Consider the following 17,316-nt stretch of genomic DNA (forward strand, 5'->3'; position numbering starts at 1 on the left):
GCGTGAAAATGGTTTCGGTTTAAATTCCGGTCAGGCTGGCTATTCCGGCCATTCGTCGTTGATTGCTATGTCGATGATCGGCGAACCAATCACGATGTCGGGAAAGTCGCTCCAGCCGCCGCGCAGAATTGGCCGCTCCCACAGCTCAAGATTCGCAGTGAATGACCAGTGGTCGACACCGAACAGGGTCGGCCCCTCGTAAATATCGACGAATCGGGCCTTGTATGTGCCCATCCCGCCAGGCACAAGCAGTGGGCACTCAAACCATGCTGCACCGGAGTCGATTTTTTCATCAAACCACGACTCAAACGCCAAGGCCTCTGAGCTGCTGAACATCCAGCGAACAGCAGCCACCGTCGGCACGCTTTTATAGGCCCGGCGCGTCTGCGTGCGGCCTGACATCTTTGTAGAGCGGCGCAATGGGCTGGTAGGCGTGAAGCCGTACCCGTCACGCAAAGGAGACGGTAGCCCGGCCGGATACGCGACCAGGGGTATTGGGTCAGCTAGGGGCATAGTTGTCGTCGTCCAGGTAGTAATCATCCCTGTATTCAATGGCGGAGAAGTCACAGGAGCCGTCATCGCTCGGGCTGATCTCGCTCATCATTGCGCTGTAGCCGACCTGAGTTGATGCGGCGAACAGCAAGCGTGCCGGCTCAATGGATAAGTCGGTGACCAGGTCGAAGTCCAAGGCGCTGGCCGGGATGCTCATCAGGTATTCATCCATGAAGCTCGGCACGATCAGCGGTGTGGCTGTGCCGTCATGACGCCTGATCATGATCCGCGGATTCTCGACGCTCCAGTCCAGCGGCTCGCTGACCTGCAGCACGATCGTCTCGCCAGCCTGCTCAGCCGCCACAATCAGCGCAGACTGAGAGGTTCCAGGAATGTCGTCAGCCAGCACGATATGATCCATGCGCTCATAGCACAGCGCCTCAAGGTCGGTTTTCCCTGAGTACGACCAGCGCTGATAGATGTGCTTGCGCAGGGCTCGCATGCCTACGCGCCAGGCCCTGTCCCGATCCAGCACCCCATCAAGCGTGATGCTTTCGACCTTCAGTCCCGGACTGTCGACACTCATTCGGCAAGGAACCGTCTCCTCGCTCCATGTATTGCCATCCCGATACTTGACGTCGACCCCGTCGAAATCATCAATGCTGGGCGCTGTGAAGCTGGCCGTCAGCTCTTCAACGAGTTCGTGGTTGGTGATGGTGCCCCTGGGCGGTTGCACGCCCTCTCGGATTGCACTGATAAGGCCTTCGGTCAGTGTGAGGTGGCTCATGCCGGCGGCGAAGATGGTCTGCAGGACCTCTCGCACCGAAGACTGATCGGTGTATTCGAAGTCGAAGGTTTCGCCCCGTGGCGTCCAGTAGTTCGCCTCCAGTTCCAGCAGCTTGTCGATGTCGACCTCGTCGGCGCTGATGCCCAGGCTCGAGAGCACATGAATCGCGGCATCGCTGATCGACCGCCCGGTACCGCCCTCATAAAGCCGCTCAGCCACAAGCGAGACGCGGCGGTCGGACTGTGCGCCTAAGCGGTCACCGGTGCGGATTGTCAGCGCGATTGTAGTCACGCCTTCATACGCCGTCGGCGCGGCCAGCTGCGAGCGCAGGCCGTACCAATAGATGGTGTCCCGCGTGTTCCCGCCATCCTCTGGCGATGCACGGCGCAGCCTGAACTGGGGGCGCAAGGCATACGGATAGTCAACTGCGAACGAAATTCCTAAGGCGTCCTCGCTGTTCTCGGTGATCTCATGGGTGATTCTTGTCCAGGCACCACCAATCGATGCGTCCCGCCACTCGACAAACACTGTGACCGTGGCCGCCCGGCGGTGCCCGTTCGATTTGTACCAGGCCAGCCCGCCCGGGAAGTGAAGGTCGTACTCGGATCGCAGGGTAAGCTCTTGCTCCGGCGTGGCCATGAATGGGCCGAGCCAGTTCACGTCCAGAGTGCCATCAGACCCCAGCGAGAAATCCAGCAGCGTGCGAGCCGCAAACCCTGACCAGCCGGTGTCAACAACCCCAGTATCGGTCAGGCGCTGCACGGTCATCGTCAGCCCGTCGATTGCCGTGATGTTGTAGCGGTGACCACGATAGCCGAGCGCAATCCGCTGCATGCCGTCTTCAAGCCCGGCAAATGGCGTACCGTTCTCATAGTTGAGTTCGATGTAGGCCTGCTGCTCAGCAGAGCCACCGGAGGATGCCGACCCCACTGTGTAGGCCGGCCCTACACCAAACAGGGCGACAGGCGCGCTTGACTGCGAGATAACCCCGCCCTTGTACGGGCTGGCCGGCTCAGCGATCAGCAGCCGCCCTGAGTTGTCCTGGGCGGTAAGGCCCATGCCACTGAGCTGCGAAGTGATGGCCGCGACAATCCCGGACATGTTCACGTAGTTCGATGCAAGGCTGATCGTGCGCGTGACGCCCCGATAGGTCAGTGTCCAGGTCACCGAGTTGGCCCCGGAAAAGTCGTATCGGGTAGGCGCAGCGCTGGCCTGTACGGATGACGGCGAACCGCCAGAGCCGGCAACGGGTGGAACGTATGGCGAATAGTTCGCCACCACCAGGTCATAGTCGATGTCCGTGGATAGCGTGACCTTCATCCCTGCGAAGGGCGCCAGGTCTTCCAGCGGGCCGGCGATTCTGTCGTAAGCGCCCACGCTCGACACCGTGTAACTGTTCGGCGTGCGCATGGTGACCGTCACGCCCGCATCCCATGCCTCGGGGAACTCTGGATCTTCGCCGGCAAGACTGACACTCAGGCCGCCCAGCACCAGGGCGTCAGCAATGACGGACGTGCCGCCGGATGCCGTCGACGCGGTGTCGAGCCCGGAGGTGCCAGCATCAGTGCCGCCCACTTCGCCCACCGAGTACCAGTTTTGTGCGCGCGGATCGGCTGCCAGGCTCTCGCCGGGTCCGTAGATTGTGTAACTGGCGTCGGTGCCGAATGCAGCAATGGGCGTATCGCCGATTTTGATGCTGCTCGGCAGGATCGTATGCGTTCCGGCTCCTACGCACAGGCACAGACTGGTGTGCAACTCGTTACGGTTCACGAACCGACTGACCGGCTGGACAACATAATCCGGATAGACCTTGAACCGGCCGAGAATCTCTCGCACCGGCTCGTTGACTTTCGCCCTGTTCGCTTTCGCAGGGTTGAGGTCAATGGTGTCGCCCTGGCCCGGCGTTGTTGCGCCGGGAGTGTTCATGGTCAGGACCAGGACAATGGCCACGACAGCAATGGCCAGGGCGGCCCATGCAGCAATAGCACCGGCACCCAGACCGCGTGCCTCGGGATAAATGCGCAGGTCGGCGTCAGGCATGACGACAAAGCCTTCCCACTCATCAACCGGCAGCGTTACGCCGTCGACATCAATGCAGATGGGGTGTTCGCGCTCCAGGGTGAAGTCCGGCGCCAAGGTTTTCAGCCAGTCGATCAAGGGGAATGGCTTGGTGACCGGATGGCTTTCGAGTGGCTCGCCGTGAAGCCGGCTCGGGTAGATCCTGATCATCTGTAGTACTCCACCTTGACGAACTTGCGTTCGAACCTGCGAAGAGGCGTCAGCGTGACGTTGCGGCGCGGGTTGATTTCCAGCACTTCAAGCGCCCCGTTGATTTCCAGCACAATGGCGACGTGATCCTGCACCCGGCCCCGGTAAGCGGCGACAACCGCACCGTGCCCGGGCTCGCAAGGCGTCACCGCCGTCCGGATCATCTCGTTGCAGGCACTGGCAAACCCGCCGTCGGCCTTGCGCATCTCCGACCAGTCCGGCCAGGCCGGCAGCCCCAAATCGCGCCGGACTTCCAGCACCAGCCCGTAACAGTCAACATGCGGCCACAGTCGGCCGCCCTCGACGTACTGGCCGAGGGTGTATTTGTCTGTATTCATAGGTAGCGAAGTCCAGGGTAGCGGTTGAGGGTGTAGCGGTTGCGCGGCCAGGCCGTGTCGAGCAGGTCGAAGTATCCGGCCGTGAAGCTGACCTGAGTTGCCGTTACCGATCCGTTTTTGATGCGGAATCGGTGCGGGGCATGGGCCGGAGCCCCGAGGTCGTCCGATGTGTAAGCCCTATAGGTCAGGCTCATAGTGCGGCCGGCAGCCAGTGACTCGCGCACGAGCCTGGACGCCACGCCATCGATGTTACTGATCGCAAATTGCAGATCCTGCGTGCCGTCGTCATTGCGCGCCGGCAACGCCAGGTCCATTCCGCACGGCGTACAAGTGACCACCTCGCCAGACTCCAGCGTGACGGTGAGCTCGTCCCAGCCCTTGGTGAGCCAGAACGTGCTGATGCCGTCGGTGATCTGGAGGACTTCGTGGATGATCTCCGGGCCGGCGCTCGCATAGAGCCGCTTTAAAATACTCATCGCGGCTTCCTCTGCACATTAAATCCACCTGTTAACGCCCTGGTGATATCGCCATTGCCCCGCGCCAAGTCGCCGGCGATTTGCCGTTTCGCCTCCCGAATGAACACCTGTAAGTCGTTACCCTCCCGACGAGTTTCGACCTGGTTCGATCCGTAGTTATGAATGGAGACATTCCCTGGCCCTGCTGATCCGGGTGCTGGCTCGGCACTGTTCGCTCGCTGTAAGTAGCCCGTCAGATCACGGTTCTGGGCAGGGCTGAGTACGCGCTCACCACCATCGAGCAACCAGGTGCCTTCACGCGGAATGTTGTCCATACCGGCGTGGGCCTGACCGGAAAGGGAAGAGCCTACGGCAGTCATGAGCACGCCAGCAGCAGCTGCTGCTGCAATCGCAGCTCCAGGCGCAATCGCAGGGCCCACAAACGGAACGCCGATCATTGCTGTAAATGCGTTCAAGCCTGCCATTGCGACTTGCGCCGCCGCGTAAGACAGCAGCGAAGTGCCAATCGACTGGATGAAGGTGGCCGCAAACTCCTTGGCGTTCAGCTTGCCGGTCTCGGCCCACTGCACAATCATGTCGGTAAGGCCGTTGAACGCTTGGGCGCCTACACTTTGCATGTTGCTGTACAGGTCCATCGACGCTTCTGCTTGTGACGCGAAGCCACTGAGCGCGCCTGCGGTGCCGTTCTGCTGCAACTGGTCGACCTGGGCGTAGTATTTCTCTTGCATGCCCAGGCGCTTTGCCAAAGCGTCATTCAGAATCGCTGTCTCGCGGTCATAAGCGCTGTCAGTAATATCCTTGGCTTCGTGTCTTTGGCGAAGATCTTCAAGCTGGTCTTGGTAGCCCTGCTCAATCGACAGCATTTCCAGATAGCGCTGCTTTACCTGGTCACCGGAGTAGGCATTTAGAAGCGGTGTATCCAAGCCGCGCTGATCGAGCGTGAGTTGACGCCTGGAACTATTGCCAAACTCCTTTACAGCCTTGTCGTCTTCTTCCGCCTGCTTGCGCAGCGTGTTTTCTTTTTCGAGCGCAGCGTTTAGCTTCAATGCCGCCGTAATCTTTTCCTGGCTTGCCAAGAGGGATTTCTGATCAGCCGTCAGCGTCTTCTTGGACTTGATGTCCGCCAGTTCCTGCTCCCACTTGATCAAGGCTTTACCGGCCTCGCCCAGCTTGTCCATCTGACCTTTTTGCAAGCCGATGAGCGTGCTTTGCTCCTTGAGCACAGCGTATTGCTGCCGCGCCTGATCCAAGACTTTCATGCCGGCATTTTCGCGGTAGGCCTGTTCTGCCTTTTGCTTTTTGGGATCGGTTGTAACATCGACTTGGGCCAGCCGTTCGGCTGCCAGCTGTTGTGGCGTCTTGCGGGGTACCATGCTGGTAACCGGAGTCGGCGCACCAGGCAAAACCATGCCGCGACCCTTAATGTCGGGCTGCTCCTGGGGAACCAGGAGCATGTTTTTACCGGTCAGAAAGCTAGAATTACTGGAGAAGTTTGCGGCTGCATTGAACACGCGATTCGCCGCTTCAAGAACGCGCCGCATGTCGTTGATTTTCTTGTTTGCAGCTTCTTCCGAAGCCTTGTTGGCCTCCTCCTGAAGCTTTTTCTCAGCAGCTGCCGCATCTTCCATAGCTTGCTGCCGGGTGTAGATTGCTTCCAACTCTTTGCGAAGAGATGCCTGTTTGGCTTTGTCGCCTTCCTTGACCGCGTCCTTGTACTTATCCATCACATCGATCTGCGATGCTACAAGCCTGGCTTCCTCGCGCTGCTTGTCGTTGAGGCCCATTTTGCTGGCCTCATACTCAGCCTGGGCTTTCTTGTTTGCGCCGAAGAGGTCGCGGGTTTCACGCAACTTTGCGATGTACTCTTCCCATTTGGCAACCTGGGCTTTCGACTGTTCCTGACTTGAAGCCTGTGCGGCCCGCAGCGCCTCTGTGCTTTGCACCGCATTCTTGTTTTCGCCGTCAACAGCCTTGAGGATGTTCGCAAGATCTTCATTTCGCTTGACGCTTGCGTCGTACTGCACAGCAATTTTGGATAGCGACTTTTCGTATTCGGGCGCAAGATTGATATTGCTCTTGAGCCACTCGGTGACGCTGTCGAGATCCCGACTACCGGCCCTGACCTGCTCCACCATCTTGCGAAATTCTTCGGCAACACCACCGCCAAGCCCGATCACTTTTTCGGCATCAGCGTACCGCTGCAAGGCGTCTCTCGCCTTGTCTACACCCTCTGCCTGCTCATCCACCCATTCAAGAAGCTTGAGACGCCGCTGAGCACCGTTCAACTGCTCGTATTTCTGCGTAACTTCTGCAACGGTAAGGCCGTGAGCATCAAGGGCCTTTGTCGCTTCATCAGTGCTGCCGCCAAACGAGAAGAAGCTTGCCGCCACCAGACCGACCATGGCGATCATGCCAACAGGGCCAGTCAGAAGGCCAATAAGCGCGCGTCCGGCGGTGGCAGCCACGGCCATTGCACCACTTGCACCGGTCGCAGCCGCTGTGGCCGCATTTGAAGCCTGCACTGCCGCGTTCGCAGCAATGGTTGTTTCGCTGTAGGCAGCCGCTGCCGCAGATCGGCCGGCATAGGCCGCCTGAATCTGCGCGGACGTAGCGACTGTGGTAGCTGCCAGCTGCGACTCCGCAAGCTGGATCTGCTTGATGATGGCCACTTCATCCAGGCGAGACGCAGCCATCCGGTTGCGAGCCAGTGCGCGACCTTGCTCTGTGATCTGAGCCTTCAGCCGGTGCTGTTCAAGTGTTACCTCAGCAGCCAAAACAGTCTGAATAGACTTGAGGTTGTTGATTTCCGACTGTTGACGCAGGCGGTCAGCAGCAACCTTTTGCTCAGCCGCCACTACCTCAAGTTTGGCCCTTTCCATCAAAACCAGAGCATCTGCCTGCCTGGATTCAGCAGTCAGCAGCGTTTGTCGGGCCGTCTCAGCTTCAGCTTTCAAAGCCAGCTGGCTTGCCGCAGACGAAGCCACCAACGCAGCGGCTTGTTTCACAGATGCCACGGTAGCGGCACCAAACGCGACAACCGCTTGCCCAGCAGACAAGGCGACCCGAGCACCCAAGACATATGCCAACGTCTCTGCAACGCTGGTAATACGCGCCAGCGTGGTTGCGGTTGATACAGAACCAGAACTCAGCGTGTCCATAGCCTTAGAAGCGCTGACGATGCTCGATGAAATCGCCGCACTGACCCCGGAAGCCTGGTCCATCTTGCCGACGAACTGGGTGAACGAGTTATCGAGTGCAGTCAGGCTGTTGCCGATGGTGACGGCAGTTTTGTTGAACAGGTCAGCAACTGCTTTTTCTTGGGCCTGCAAAGCTTTTACGACTGAGTCTGCCGTCAAAAGACCTGCCTGTCCGAGGGTGCGCAGCTCACCCACAGTGCGGCCCATGCCTTTGGCAATGGCCTGGGCCAGCGCCGGGGCCTGCTCCATTACCGAGTTGAGCTCTTCGCCGCGCAGCACACCAGATGCAAAAGCTTGGCCCAGCTGGATCAGAGCCGCATTTGCAGATGCGGCCGAGGCGCCCGAGATGGCTAGCGTCTTTGAAATCGTGCCAACAACACCGGCAACACCCTCACCAGAGAGCTTCAACTCTTTTTGATTCGTTGCGAGCCGCTGATACAGCTCGCCAGTCGCAGTCAGAGGTTGATATGCATCCTGAGCAATTTTGAATACTGCCTTTTGCGCTGCGGCCAGCTGGGCAGAACCCTCAGTAACCAGAATCATTCGACTGGTCAGCGATGTGTAGGCCTCGGCAGCGTTATAGAGCGCCTGAAGGCTAAAAGCAGAAGCCAGTGAAGCAGAAAGCTTTGCCGCAGCGCCGGACAGCGACAGAAAGCTGCCTTGCATGGCGGTGATTCGGGACGAGGCCGCGTCCGCAGCCGCGCCAGTGCGTGTCATGGAGCGTGAGGCCTGATCCATTCCCTGCTGAAAACCACCGATACGCGCGATAAGATCAAGCGTTAGCGTGCCCAGAGACCTGCTTGCCATGCTTTCCTCCAGGCAATAAAAAACCCGCCGAAACGGGTTTGTTTTATGTTTCTACAAGTTTTCGTAGTTATGCTGGGGGTTTATTTCCGCGCAGCTGGCTCACATCAAACAGTTGATGACTATGACGCACAGCCTGGCTGGCTTTTATCAATGACCAAATTTCCCTCGGCTTTAAGCCCAGTCACTCCGAAAAGAAACGCGTAGGTCTCGTCGGTTATCACCGTATCGGAAAGCGCGACAGCACATTTATCAGTCTCAATCGCGCGATCAATCGCCTCTTTTACGCTTGGAACACATACCGGCAGAAGAATGACGGCGCACTTGTCTTCGCCGGATACTCGCTTACCCTTAATGAAAGCGCCGCTATTGAGGTTGTAATTTTTTGTACTCACCATAGTTACATCGGCGATTCGACTGCCGCAGCCGACCAACGTAAGCGCAACTCCTGCCATGACCACGAACTTTTTCAATGCACACCCTCCCTGATAGATCACGGCAATCTACCATTATCAGCAGCAGGCACCAAAAAATGAGCCTGCTGAAGCCATCAGGCCCACTCCTTCATCGCTTGCTCCAGCGTAATCCCTGGCCGTTCCATATTCGGCATGAAGTCGTAAAGGTCGGCCTTGCCGCCATTACTACGGTTGATCTGATGGGCGATGATAGCTGCGGACACTTCTTGCCGAGGCATTGGATTGAGCGATCCGTGCTTATCCCGATACGCTACCCAGTCCAATAGCTCAGCGTATGAAATTGTCGCCTTCGCCTCGGCAATGGTTCGACCACCTACGCCGTTAAGGACGAGTTCGTGGAAGATTTCGTCGACCGCACTGATTTCTTTTTTGCGGGCGGATTGTTCACCTCGTTCACTGCGGTAAGCAGGGCAACACCCAGGCCGGAGTCGAGATTTACAGCTGCGTCGTAGGGAAGCTCTTCATCACCTTCCTTGCCAAGCATGATCGAGGCGGAAAGGTAACGAGCATTCTTGAAACGTTCGGCCTCGCCGCCAGCGAACATGGCCTCCATGACGCCAAAGGCATGGCGGCGCACATGCACAGTAAACTTGTCGGTCACCTCCTTTCCAGACGCGTCCATATGCGTCCATTCCACTTTCTTTGCCACCAGGGCGTTGGAGATAACGCCGCCTTTTGCCATCAACTGTTCGAGATTCATTTCAGGCCCTACGCGCTTTTGCGAATCCAGGCGGAACCGCCGGAACGCTGGATGGTGGCTGCGGTGGTGACGACCGCGTTAGCAGAGAAATCGAACGGGAAGTCAGAGACATAACCGTCGAAGAGGAACCAGGTACGGGTGGGAGGCAAGACAAAATCATCACCATCGCCCAGCACCGCCGATGCGGTTGCACCGGAACCCGCCCCGCCAGAAAGCGCGATTGTTGGTGTCGAGGTATAGCCCGAACCGGCATTGGTGATATTGAAGCCCGTTACTGCCCCACTGGTGATGATTGCAGTTGCGGTTGCGCCCGTGCCGCCGCCGCCCGTGATAGCAACAGTCGGAGCAGTGGTATAACCGGTGCCGCCATTGGTGAGGCTGATCGCGGCCAAGGCGCCGGAGACGCCCACGGTCGGTGCGATATCCTTTCCGTCGGACCAGCCGACCACCCAGTGAATGGTTTCGATGCTGTCATCTTCAGACAGCTGATGCAGGCGCACGTGAGAGGGGTTACGCGGGTCGGCATTGAGCGAAAGACTGGCCTGTCCTGGTGTACGCAAGCCGCGCATGTAGCTGCGAACCTTGTCACTCAGACAGGTGGTCTCGATCTGATCTGCCGGGTTACCGCCGGGGCTGAAGGCCGTGGCACATTCGATCTCCAGCACTTCGAAGCTGGAAGGGTTACCTACCTTTGGTACAAGGGCATAAATCTGCGTGCCCTGGGTCAAAATCGACATGGCATTCTCCAAATGTCGGGCAAGAAAAAGCCCGCACGAGGCGGGCAGTGGTGTTTATCGCTGGACGATCCAGTCCACGTCGAAACTTCGGTGCGGGTCTTTGGTTTTCGGGTCGCGATCCGTGGCGCCCCATCGCACGATGTAGGCATGCGGCTCGATTGCATCACGCATGGCCTTGGTGACGGCCCCTATCGTTCCGCCAGTAACTGCATATACGTCCACCTGCAACGTGAAGCCATCTACATCGGGACGGCCGGCAAGATAGTTTTCGGGGCTGCCGGTGATAAGGCTCCAGACAACGTAGGGCTTAAGCGTGCCCTCTGGGGCTTCGCCAAAGGAGTAGAGCCGACAATCTATGCCTGCCCCCAACAGAGCGGTAACCTCTGGATCTGTCGAACAGACCGAAAAGATAGGCGCATCCATCAGGCCTCCCGTAGAGCCGCTTCGACTTCCTGCGTGAGCAGGGCTGTGAAGCGATCAACGACAGCCCCCACATTTGTTGAAAGCGCAGGCCGCATGAAAGGGGCCGGCGGGGTATGCTCGGTACCGAACTCGATATACCGCCAGTGCCGAGTGTCACCTCCTGGGTTACCACTTGCGTCCTTGCTGTGCTGGTTCGAGCTGGCACCACCACGCACGCCGACCCGCATGGCCACACCACCCTCCCGACGGCCCAGTCGACTCGCCTCCTGGGTGACGATGTTCTTCCAGATTTTCTCCGGTGTTACAGGGTCGTCCATGGCCTTTGCACGAGCCCTGGCATCGTCGCGCACGATGTTCATCGCCTGCCTGGCAGCTTTACGCAGGCCTTTGCGTCGAAGCTTCGGCGCAAGCCCCAGCAACTTCTGTGTCACAGGCGCCAATCCTTGTAAGCGAGCACTGATTTCATCAGCCATCTTTAACCCCCTTTGAAACCAGAATGGTCAGGTACTCGCGCCCCGAGGCCGGGTCTTCCAGAGGGGGGCCTTCGATACTGTAAACCTGCCCTCTATGGACAATACGCATGCTTGGCAGAAGCCCTGGACGGTAACGAATAACAATCCGGGCAGTGGCCTCAGACTGCGCAGCCTGCGCGGCAATTAAATCGCGTGCAGACAGATCGACCTTTTGCGCCCAAACCTCTACGAATCGAGTCCAGACAGGCTCCCCAAATTCTCCCGTGCCAGGATCTCGAACACCGACCTTGTGCTGTATCTCGATTCGCTGATTGAGTTGTCCGGCTCGCATTAGAAGCGCTTCCTGTACCAAAGCAGTCTGTCTACGGCGAGAGGGACTGCACTTGGGGCCCCGCCGATCACTACAGCCTCTCGGTTTGCGTACCAGTGCCCTACCAGCAGCAAAATGGCCTGCTCCACATCCCGGGTCAGCCCCATTTGCTCAGGCTCAACCGGATCGACATCGACCAGCAACCTGTCGCAGTGCTGCTCGATATGGGCCTTGGCAGCCTCAACGTATCCTTCGATCAAGGCGTTTTCATCATCGCCATCGACCCGAAGGTGTGTTTTGACGATGACCAGGTCCAGCATTTACTTGCCCTCGCTCGGCGTTGCCGGCTTCGCTTCCTTGGCTTTGGCCAGCTTCGGCTTACCACCGGCATCCAGCTCGACAGCCAGGCCCTTACCGATGAGCGAATGGGCGTACTCATCATCGGCGTCAAACTCCGCTCCGGCCTTGACCTTGGACGAATCAGCGCCCAACAGCTCGGGATTGCCGACGAATCCCCACAGGATTTTGATTTTCATGCTGCCTCCAAACGCAAAAAGGCCGACGATGTGTCGGCCCTCAATGTGGGGTGATCAAGCGGCGGTTGGAAAGCGGCCTTTGACAAGCGCTTCACGGCGACGAACACCGAGGCCCAGGCGCTCCTCGACCAGCAAGGCGCGCTCGTTCTTGATGAACTGATCATTGATCAGGCCCATTTTGAACAGGAACGACATACGATCAAACAGCGTGGTGGAGCGTGCAAAGTTGGCCACCAGGAACTCACCGCCAGTGTCCGCATCACCCTCATCCATGCTGTCAGAGGTGATAACTGGACGGCCCCACAGGATTGGAGTTACCAGGCCTTGCAGGTTGGCGAACAGGTAGCGGTTCTCACCGTCCTTTTGAAGCTCGATGTTCATCCAGTCCAGTTCAGTCATCGTCACACCATCGGCAGACATCTGCGACTGTTTGCGAACCTGGTAGATCGCCCGACGCACCAGATCAATGGCAGTGTCACCTGCCTTGCTCAGGCTGGTGTCATAGCTGGTGGCCTGAGTCATCAGGCCATTCAGGTTCTCGCCTGTACCGTCGCCCTTGAGAATCTGAGCTTCTTCTTCAAGCTTGAGGTCATAACGCAGAAGCTGTTGCAGGTATGCGAACAGCTGAGGCACATCATCCAACGCCTCATCGGTCACCGGCATCCACACCGCGATTTTCTTGACCCGATCAGTCGCAGTGGTGAAGGTCACATTACTGGTGGGTTTCAAGCCGGCCTCGGCCACAGGCGCGGCACCGCGGGTGTGCACGTTTTCGCGGAAATACGTGTAGTTCTGCCCGGCAACCGGCACCGCAGTGAGCAGATCGCGAATACGCAGCTCTTGGCGGATGCCTGGCTGAATGACCGGATCATAGATCGGCGCGACGATTCCGGCGCTGGTGACCTTCATTTCCTTCATGCTGGCCATGTCAGACTTGGTGACGTCCAGCTCAGCCAAGGAACTGCCCTTCTTGAGCGACTTGTAACCCTCATCACCTTTGATCAGGTCAATGAAGCTTTTGCCCTCGCCTGGCTGGCCGCGCAGCTTGACGCCTTTTTGCTCCAGGTCCTGGACCTGATCAATAACGCGCTGCAGCTCGCCTTTCTGGTTGTCGATCTCGATTTTCAGGTCAGAGGTAACCTTGTTGCCTTTCTCGACCTCGGCAATCGCATTGTCGTATTTGACCTGCAGGCCCTCGAAGCCTTTTTTCAATTGCAGCTCCAGGGATTCTTTCAGGTCTTTAACTTCGCTCATGGCATTGCTCCAAAATGGGTGGTGAACAGGGTGGAAATGGATTTCAGCTCTTCCACGATCACCGTGGCCTCGCTGCCGCCATCACGGCGCAGCGCTGGAAAGCCGAGCGAAGCGACAGCTGCCGCCTCCTTCTGCGAAAAGCCCATGCGTTCTCGCAGAGCATTTTCGAAAAGTCTGATATCTGATTTGACGCTGAGTACCTGGGCCTCTGGATTCATCCCAAAGGGCACAAAAGAGGCTTCCCATAGCTCAGCCTCCTTAATGACACGCACGCGGCGCCCTGCCCGCTCCTCAAAGTCAGCCTTGAGGGTGTTGAACCCGATCGACATGCTGTCGAGCACCTCTGACTTCATGAGCTCGTAAGCATCGCGGGCATAGCTGACGGCCAGATTGACCTTGCCCTTGACCAGCAGGCCATGGTCATCCTGTTCGTAGTCGGCCAGTCCAACCAGACGTGTGAGATCGTGATAAAGCGCCAGTTTCAACTTGCCCGCGCGGGTCGCCTTCACCCTTGTAAAGGCACCAGGCAGAATGACGTCATCACCCAGGTCCACATTGTTGAAAACCGCTGCGTAGCCTTCGAAATTGCCGGCTTCGTCGACTGCTTTCAGTTCGAAAGGCGCCTCAATCTTTGACATTTGTCTGCATCTCCCACCGGGTGACCCGGCCGTATTCATCGCCCGTAAGCGGAGGCAGGTTTTCTTTTTCCCGAACCTCGTTGGTGGTCATCCATCCTGATCCGCCAGAGCCGCCCAGCGCGGCCTGGTAATAGGTGGCGCGGCCAGCACTGTCGGCACGCAGCAGGCCCTCGACCATGAATTCGACGAATCGGGAGGTTGATCGGTAAAGCTTGTCGTTCAGTTCGTCCTCAACCACATCGATATACGGCTTGAGACCGAACGTGATGAACCCGGTGAGCTGTTGTTCCAGGTTCGATCCCATAATCGAGGTTTTGCCTGCGCGGTTGGCCAGCCACAGCGGCACGCCGTAGATGCCGGCGAGTGCCTCTTCCTGGAACTGCTGGGACTCGATGAATTGCGCGTCCCGCTGGCTGATGCCGGCAGGCTGTATCTTCGGATTACCCTGGAGGATGGCCATCTTGCCGATGTCATCGACGTCGCCCTGGCGGATGTCGGGGAATTTCTCCATGACCTGAGCCTGCTGAACCTTTGTCAGGAACTGCTCATAGATCACGTAACCGCCAGTGAACCCGCCCTTGCGCATGAAACGCGCCGACCATTGCTGCCCTGCTTTGGCCAAGCCCATTGTTTCGGCCTGATATTCAATCGGAGAAAGTCCAACGACTCCATCCAGACTGAACAGCTTGAAGTGCAGCATGTTCTCTGGCGAGACCGGGAATGGCGCGCCACTTTTCGGCGAAACCATGTAGAGCAGATCGTCATCCGTGTCGATGGTGACGGTGTCGTGCCCCAACGGAATCAGGCCTATGGGCACACCATTGCGATTACGCTCGATCAACGCAAAGGCGTTGCCGCGCAGGGCCATGTTCACGACCACAAACTTCAAGAAAGTCAGCATCGTCATGTAGGGGTTTGGCTTGCGCAGCAGCTTGAGAGCGCCGTCTTTGCCTATGACCAACGCTCGTCCACCGTCTTTGTCATCGTAAAGCTTGAGCGGGAGCCCGCTCAGTGACTCAGACAGGATCTTTACGCATGACCACACCATGCTGATCGAAAGCGCGGTCTTGGTGGTGACCTTGACGCCTGATTTGGTGCGCCTGCCTCCTACTTCCATATCTACTTCGACGTAATCCCCAGTCTTGGGATCGGTGTAGCCGAAAAAGCTCCAGGTACTGGGGTTGTACCAACGAAATGCCATAGTCAGCCTACTAATCCGAAGAATCCGTTATTGAGGTAGTCATCCATTCCGCCGCGCGCCTCTGGGTTGAGTGCCATCAGCGAAACGGCGTTGAAAGTTGCCATCAGCGGGTCAATTTTTGCCGTGCCGGATGCCTGCTTTGTGATCAGGAAGGCATTCGCCGAAGGCACGCCTTTTGCGTTACCGCACGCCCACGCCATAAGAGGCTGGCCGCAGTGAAACATCGAGCCATCGGCAAGGCGGCGCTCTGTGGTTTTGATCGCACCGGTCAACTTCCAGCCCTGCGAGATCCCAAGCACCTGGCTTTCCTCGATCCCTACATCTGCCAGGGCATCAAGAACAGCACCAATACCCGCCGGATCGAGCCCAACCTTATCCAGCAGCCCTGCGTCATTGATTCGCGCGACAATGGCGGCGAGCTGGTCGACGTCGTCGCCAATTTTCTCCACGATGGTCAAGTCACCGGCGGCTTCAAGATCGCGAAGGCGTGGCGCTTCGGACTTTCGCCTCTCCAGCACAGAGGGGTGGGCCCAGGCATGGGCCCAGTGGAGCCAAATACGCGAATCACGAACCCTGCCGATTACAGCCAGGCCCAGTAGATCGTCGAGACCGCCGCCGTCGCCGCCGACCACCATGACTTCACATTGCTCAAGCATCTGATCTAGCGTCAGCCCTTCCTTGGCCTGTATTTCCCAGAAGTCCGCACCAACCCAGCTATCCGACATCAGTGCCAGGCCAATCTCGATATTCAGGTGCTTGGCCAAAAAGCCTCGAATCTCGGCTTCACCGTCAATTTCTGCCTGCATGAACAAGCGATTGAGCGTCGGCCTGTCCACCGAGTACCCAATATTTGGATTCACCAGGTGGAAGTTTTCCGGGCGGCGGGCCTCACCGCTTTTGATCATGTCCTGAGGAAACTCATAAATGACCGGCAGAAAGCGGTTGTCATCGATCCGGCCATCGCGGACACCGCGCGCGTAGGTCAGCTTCGACTTGAATACGCCGGCCGGAGGCTCGTTTGACTGGGTGGTTAGCCAGATGATGAAACCTTCAGGCCGTGAGAGAAGGCCACCGGTTGCCTCCCGAATCATGTCCGCTGCTTTGGGGTTCTTGCCAAACAACCAGGCCTCGTCGATCAGCACACCAACGGCTTTTTTACCACCCACTACATCGCTATCAGCGGAGACGACCTTGAGCGTGGCGCCTGTCTCACGATGTGTGATCAGCCGCAGGTGCGGCTGCACATGCAATAGGTCTTTCAATTCATCGTCATTGCTGACCATGTCTTTGGCAGGGTTGAACGAGTTGTCTGCAATCTCCTTCGTCGGCGCCAAGATGATGAATTCAGCTGACATGCGCCAATTGCGGATCAGTGCGGTGAGCATGATTGCTGCGGCCACCGTTGACTTGCTGTTCTTCTTGGGGATGCACAGCATGTACTCGCGTATCAGCCGCTCACCGGTTTCCGTGTTGTAGCTGCCAAAGACGGCGCCTGCAAAGGCCAGTACCCACGGAGCGCAAGCCGCTTCAATTGTGGGGCTACCTGGGGCGTCGACAATCTTTAGCCCCTTGAAGACCTCAAGGCTTTCTGCTGCCTCGTTCGGAAACAGCGGTGCCGGAATAATGGATTCGCAGGCAGCCAGACGCTTCCACCAGTCAGGGCAGGCGGTGGTCCAGAGCATGACTTATCCCTTTACGACGGTCAGTGGTGGGCGGCTTTGGGAGTACCGGCCTTTTCCAGCATTTTTGGCAGCATCAGCCTTCGCATCCTTTTTGCCCTGGTCAGCGACCTTGCCGTGCTTGTAAGGCATAAGAGCTTTTGCGGCTTCCAGGCGCATGCGAAGGTCAGCATCACCGGAGTTCATGAGTTCGGTCAGGAAGATTTGGGGGTCTTCTGTTTCGGCAAAACTCGGAGCGTCGGGCGCCCCGTCCTCGGGGCACTTGGCTTTAACTTTTTGGCTAGGTTTAACTTTTGTACTGCTGGCCGCTTTCTGATGAAGATGATTGCCAAATTCAGCCAGCACATCTGCATCCTTTGCCAGCTTGGAACCCGCTTGCGACGCGGTTTTTTCGGAATACCCGGCAGAAATTGCCGCCTCACGATTTGAGGCGCCCGACAGCAGAGCGTCAACAAACCGCCGCTTTTTGTCGGTTAAAGCCATGGTTAACTTTTCCGTAAACGGGGAAAAAATGTATGCGTGGGAGG

At 57.8% G+C, this 17,316-nt stretch carries 19 protein-coding genes; all 19 read right to left on the minus strand.

The annotated features are described in order from the left end of the window. Positions 1–39 precede the first annotated feature (39 nt). Positions 40–513 carry a hypothetical protein gene (locus DGA31_RS12675; protein ID WP_338322864.1) on the minus strand — a complete coding sequence of 158 codons (474 nt, stop codon included), beginning with the start codon at positions 511–513 and terminating at the stop codon, positions 40–42. After that, a complete protein-coding gene (locus DGA31_RS12680; protein WP_109512774.1) occupies positions 500–3,508 on the minus strand; it encodes a host specificity factor TipJ family phage tail protein in 3,009 nt (1,002 codons plus the stop codon). Before DGA31_RS12680 ends, DGA31_RS12675 begins: the two co-directional genes overlap by 14 nt. Further along, positions 3,505–3,885: a nitrite transporter gene (locus DGA31_RS12685; protein ID WP_109512775.1), complete on the minus strand. Its 381-nt coding sequence runs from the start codon at positions 3,883–3,885 to the stop codon at positions 3,505–3,507. The genes DGA31_RS12680 and DGA31_RS12685 overlap by 4 nt, the downstream gene beginning before the upstream one ends. Next, positions 3,882–4,361 carry a DUF1833 family protein gene (locus DGA31_RS12690; protein ID WP_109512776.1) on the minus strand — a complete coding sequence of 160 codons (480 nt, stop codon included), beginning with the start codon at positions 4,359–4,361 and terminating at the stop codon, positions 3,882–3,884. Before DGA31_RS12690 ends, DGA31_RS12685 begins: the two co-directional genes overlap by 4 nt. Beyond that, entirely contained in the window at positions 4,358–8,365 is a 4,008-nt protein-coding gene (locus tag DGA31_RS12695; protein WP_109512777.1) for a phage tail tape measure protein, read from the minus strand. Before DGA31_RS12695 ends, DGA31_RS12690 begins: the two co-directional genes overlap by 4 nt. A gap of 119 nt (positions 8,366–8,484) precedes the next feature. Continuing rightward, entirely contained in the window at positions 8,485–8,835 is a 351-nt protein-coding gene (locus tag DGA31_RS12700; protein ID WP_193551501.1) for a hypothetical protein, read from the minus strand. 77 nt (positions 8,836–8,912) lie between these two features. Then, positions 8,913–9,182 (minus strand): phage tail assembly protein T, encoded by a 270-nt coding sequence (locus tag DGA31_RS30240; RefSeq protein WP_109512778.1) that lies wholly within the window; start codon positions 9,180–9,182, stop codon positions 8,913–8,915. Beyond that, entirely contained in the window at positions 9,152–9,538 is a 387-nt protein-coding gene (locus tag DGA31_RS12710) for a phage tail assembly chaperone family protein, TAC (RefSeq protein WP_109512779.1), read from the minus strand. Before DGA31_RS12710 ends, DGA31_RS30240 begins: the two co-directional genes overlap by 31 nt. A gap of 8 nt (positions 9,539–9,546) precedes the next feature. Further along, on the minus strand, positions 9,547–10,275 hold the full coding sequence (locus tag DGA31_RS30730; RefSeq protein WP_109512780.1) for a phage tail tube protein: 729 nt from the start codon (positions 10,273–10,275) through the stop codon (positions 9,547–9,549). Positions 10,276–10,329: 54 nt separating this feature from the next. Then, a complete protein-coding gene (locus DGA31_RS12720) occupies positions 10,330–10,698 on the minus strand; it encodes a DUF3168 domain-containing protein (protein ID WP_109512781.1) in 369 nt (122 codons plus the stop codon). Beyond that, complete coding sequence (locus tag DGA31_RS12725; RefSeq protein WP_109512782.1) at positions 10,698–11,171, minus strand: HK97-gp10 family putative phage morphogenesis protein; 474 nt, start codon at positions 11,169–11,171, stop codon at positions 10,698–10,700. The genes DGA31_RS12720 and DGA31_RS12725 overlap by 1 nt, the downstream gene beginning before the upstream one ends. Next, positions 11,164–11,502, minus strand: coding sequence for a phage head closure protein (locus tag DGA31_RS12730; protein WP_109512783.1), 339 nt, complete (start codon positions 11,500–11,502; stop codon positions 11,164–11,166). Before DGA31_RS12730 ends, DGA31_RS12725 begins: the two co-directional genes overlap by 8 nt. Further along, positions 11,502–11,801 (minus strand): head-tail connector protein, encoded by a 300-nt coding sequence (locus DGA31_RS12735; protein WP_109512784.1) that lies wholly within the window; start codon positions 11,799–11,801, stop codon positions 11,502–11,504. Before DGA31_RS12735 ends, DGA31_RS12730 begins: the two co-directional genes overlap by 1 nt. Continuing rightward, complete coding sequence (locus DGA31_RS12740) at positions 11,802–12,017, minus strand: DUF7302 family protein (protein ID WP_109512785.1); 216 nt, start codon at positions 12,015–12,017, stop codon at positions 11,802–11,804. It abuts the gene before it with no gap. Positions 12,018–12,071: 54 nt separating this feature from the next. Beyond that, a complete protein-coding gene (locus DGA31_RS12745) occupies positions 12,072–13,271 on the minus strand; it encodes a phage major capsid protein (RefSeq protein ID WP_109512786.1) in 1,200 nt (399 codons plus the stop codon). Then, positions 13,268–13,909 carry an HK97 family phage prohead protease gene (locus DGA31_RS12750; RefSeq protein WP_109512787.1) on the minus strand — a complete coding sequence of 214 codons (642 nt, stop codon included), beginning with the start codon at positions 13,907–13,909 and terminating at the stop codon, positions 13,268–13,270. The genes DGA31_RS12745 and DGA31_RS12750 overlap by 4 nt, the downstream gene beginning before the upstream one ends. Continuing rightward, on the minus strand, positions 13,896–15,110 hold the full coding sequence (locus DGA31_RS12755) for a phage portal protein (protein ID WP_109512788.1): 1,215 nt from the start codon (positions 15,108–15,110) through the stop codon (positions 13,896–13,898). Before DGA31_RS12755 ends, DGA31_RS12750 begins: the two co-directional genes overlap by 14 nt. Before the next feature lie 2 nt (positions 15,111–15,112). After that, positions 15,113–16,792 carry a terminase large subunit gene (locus tag DGA31_RS12760; protein ID WP_109512789.1) on the minus strand — a complete coding sequence of 560 codons (1,680 nt, stop codon included), beginning with the start codon at positions 16,790–16,792 and terminating at the stop codon, positions 15,113–15,115. A 3-nt stretch (positions 16,793–16,795) separates the two neighbouring features. Next, a complete protein-coding gene (locus tag DGA31_RS12765; RefSeq protein ID WP_109512790.1) occupies positions 16,796–17,272 on the minus strand; it encodes a terminase small subunit in 477 nt (158 codons plus the stop codon). Positions 17,273–17,316 lie beyond the last annotated feature (44 nt).

This window comes from Pseudomonas ovata, from assembly GCF_003131185.1.
GTDB lineage: Bacteria > Pseudomonadota > Gammaproteobacteria > Pseudomonadales > Pseudomonadaceae > Aquipseudomonas > Aquipseudomonas ovata.

What these genes read in the sequence shown, in the direction of transcription:
- DGA31_RS12765 (WP_109512790.1), bottom strand. Translation starts at nt 17,272, where the DNA reads ATGGCTTTAACCGACAAAAAGCGGCGGTTTGTTGACGCTCTGCTGTCG.
- DGA31_RS12755 (WP_109512788.1), bottom strand. Translation starts at nt 15,110, where the DNA reads ATGGCATTTCGTTGGTACAACCCCAGTACCTGGAGCTTTTTCGGCTAC.
- DGA31_RS12740 (WP_109512785.1), bottom strand. Translation starts at nt 12,017, where the DNA reads ATGAAAATCAAAATCCTGTGGGGATTCGTCGGCAATCCCGAGCTGTTG.
- DGA31_RS12760 (WP_109512789.1), bottom strand. Translation starts at nt 16,792, where the DNA reads ATGCTCTGGACCACCGCCTGCCCTGACTGGTGGAAGCGTCTGGCTGCC.
- DGA31_RS12690 (WP_109512776.1), bottom strand. Translation starts at nt 4,361, where the DNA reads ATGAGTATTTTAAAGCGGCTCTATGCGAGCGCCGGCCCGGAGATCATC.
- DGA31_RS12735 (WP_109512784.1), bottom strand. Translation starts at nt 11,801, where the DNA reads ATGCTGGACCTGGTCATCGTCAAAACACACCTTCGGGTCGATGGCGAT.
- DGA31_RS30730 (WP_109512780.1), bottom strand. Translation starts at nt 10,275, where the DNA reads ATGTCGATTTTGACCCAGGGCACGCAGATTTATGCCCTTGTACCAAAG.
- DGA31_RS12745 (WP_109512786.1), bottom strand. Translation starts at nt 13,271, where the DNA reads ATGAGCGAAGTTAAAGACCTGAAAGAATCCCTGGAGCTGCAATTGAAA.
- DGA31_RS12725 (WP_109512782.1), bottom strand. Translation starts at nt 11,171, where the DNA reads ATGGCTGATGAAATCAGTGCTCGCTTACAAGGATTGGCGCCTGTGACA.
- DGA31_RS12750 (WP_109512787.1), bottom strand. Translation starts at nt 13,909, where the DNA reads ATGTCAAAGATTGAGGCGCCTTTCGAACTGAAAGCAGTCGACGAAGCC.
- DGA31_RS12730 (WP_109512783.1), bottom strand. Translation starts at nt 11,502, where the DNA reads ATGCGAGCCGGACAACTCAATCAGCGAATCGAGATACAGCACAAGGTC.
- DGA31_RS12695 (WP_109512777.1), bottom strand. Translation starts at nt 8,365, where the DNA reads ATGGCAAGCAGGTCTCTGGGCACGCTAACGCTTGATCTTATCGCGCGT.
- DGA31_RS12675 (WP_338322864.1), bottom strand. Translation starts at nt 513, where the DNA reads ATGCCCCTAGCTGACCCAATACCCCTGGTCGCGTATCCGGCCGGGCTA.
- DGA31_RS12685 (WP_109512775.1), bottom strand. Translation starts at nt 3,885, where the DNA reads ATGAATACAGACAAATACACCCTCGGCCAGTACGTCGAGGGCGGCCGA.
- DGA31_RS12710 (WP_109512779.1), bottom strand. Translation starts at nt 9,538, where the DNA reads ATGAATCTCGAACAGTTGATGGCAAAAGGCGGCGTTATCTCCAACGCC.
- DGA31_RS12680 (WP_109512774.1), bottom strand. Translation starts at nt 3,508, where the DNA reads ATGATCAGGATCTACCCGAGCCGGCTTCACGGCGAGCCACTCGAAAGC.
- DGA31_RS12720 (WP_109512781.1), bottom strand. Translation starts at nt 10,698, where the DNA reads ATGGATGCGCCTATCTTTTCGGTCTGTTCGACAGATCCAGAGGTTACC.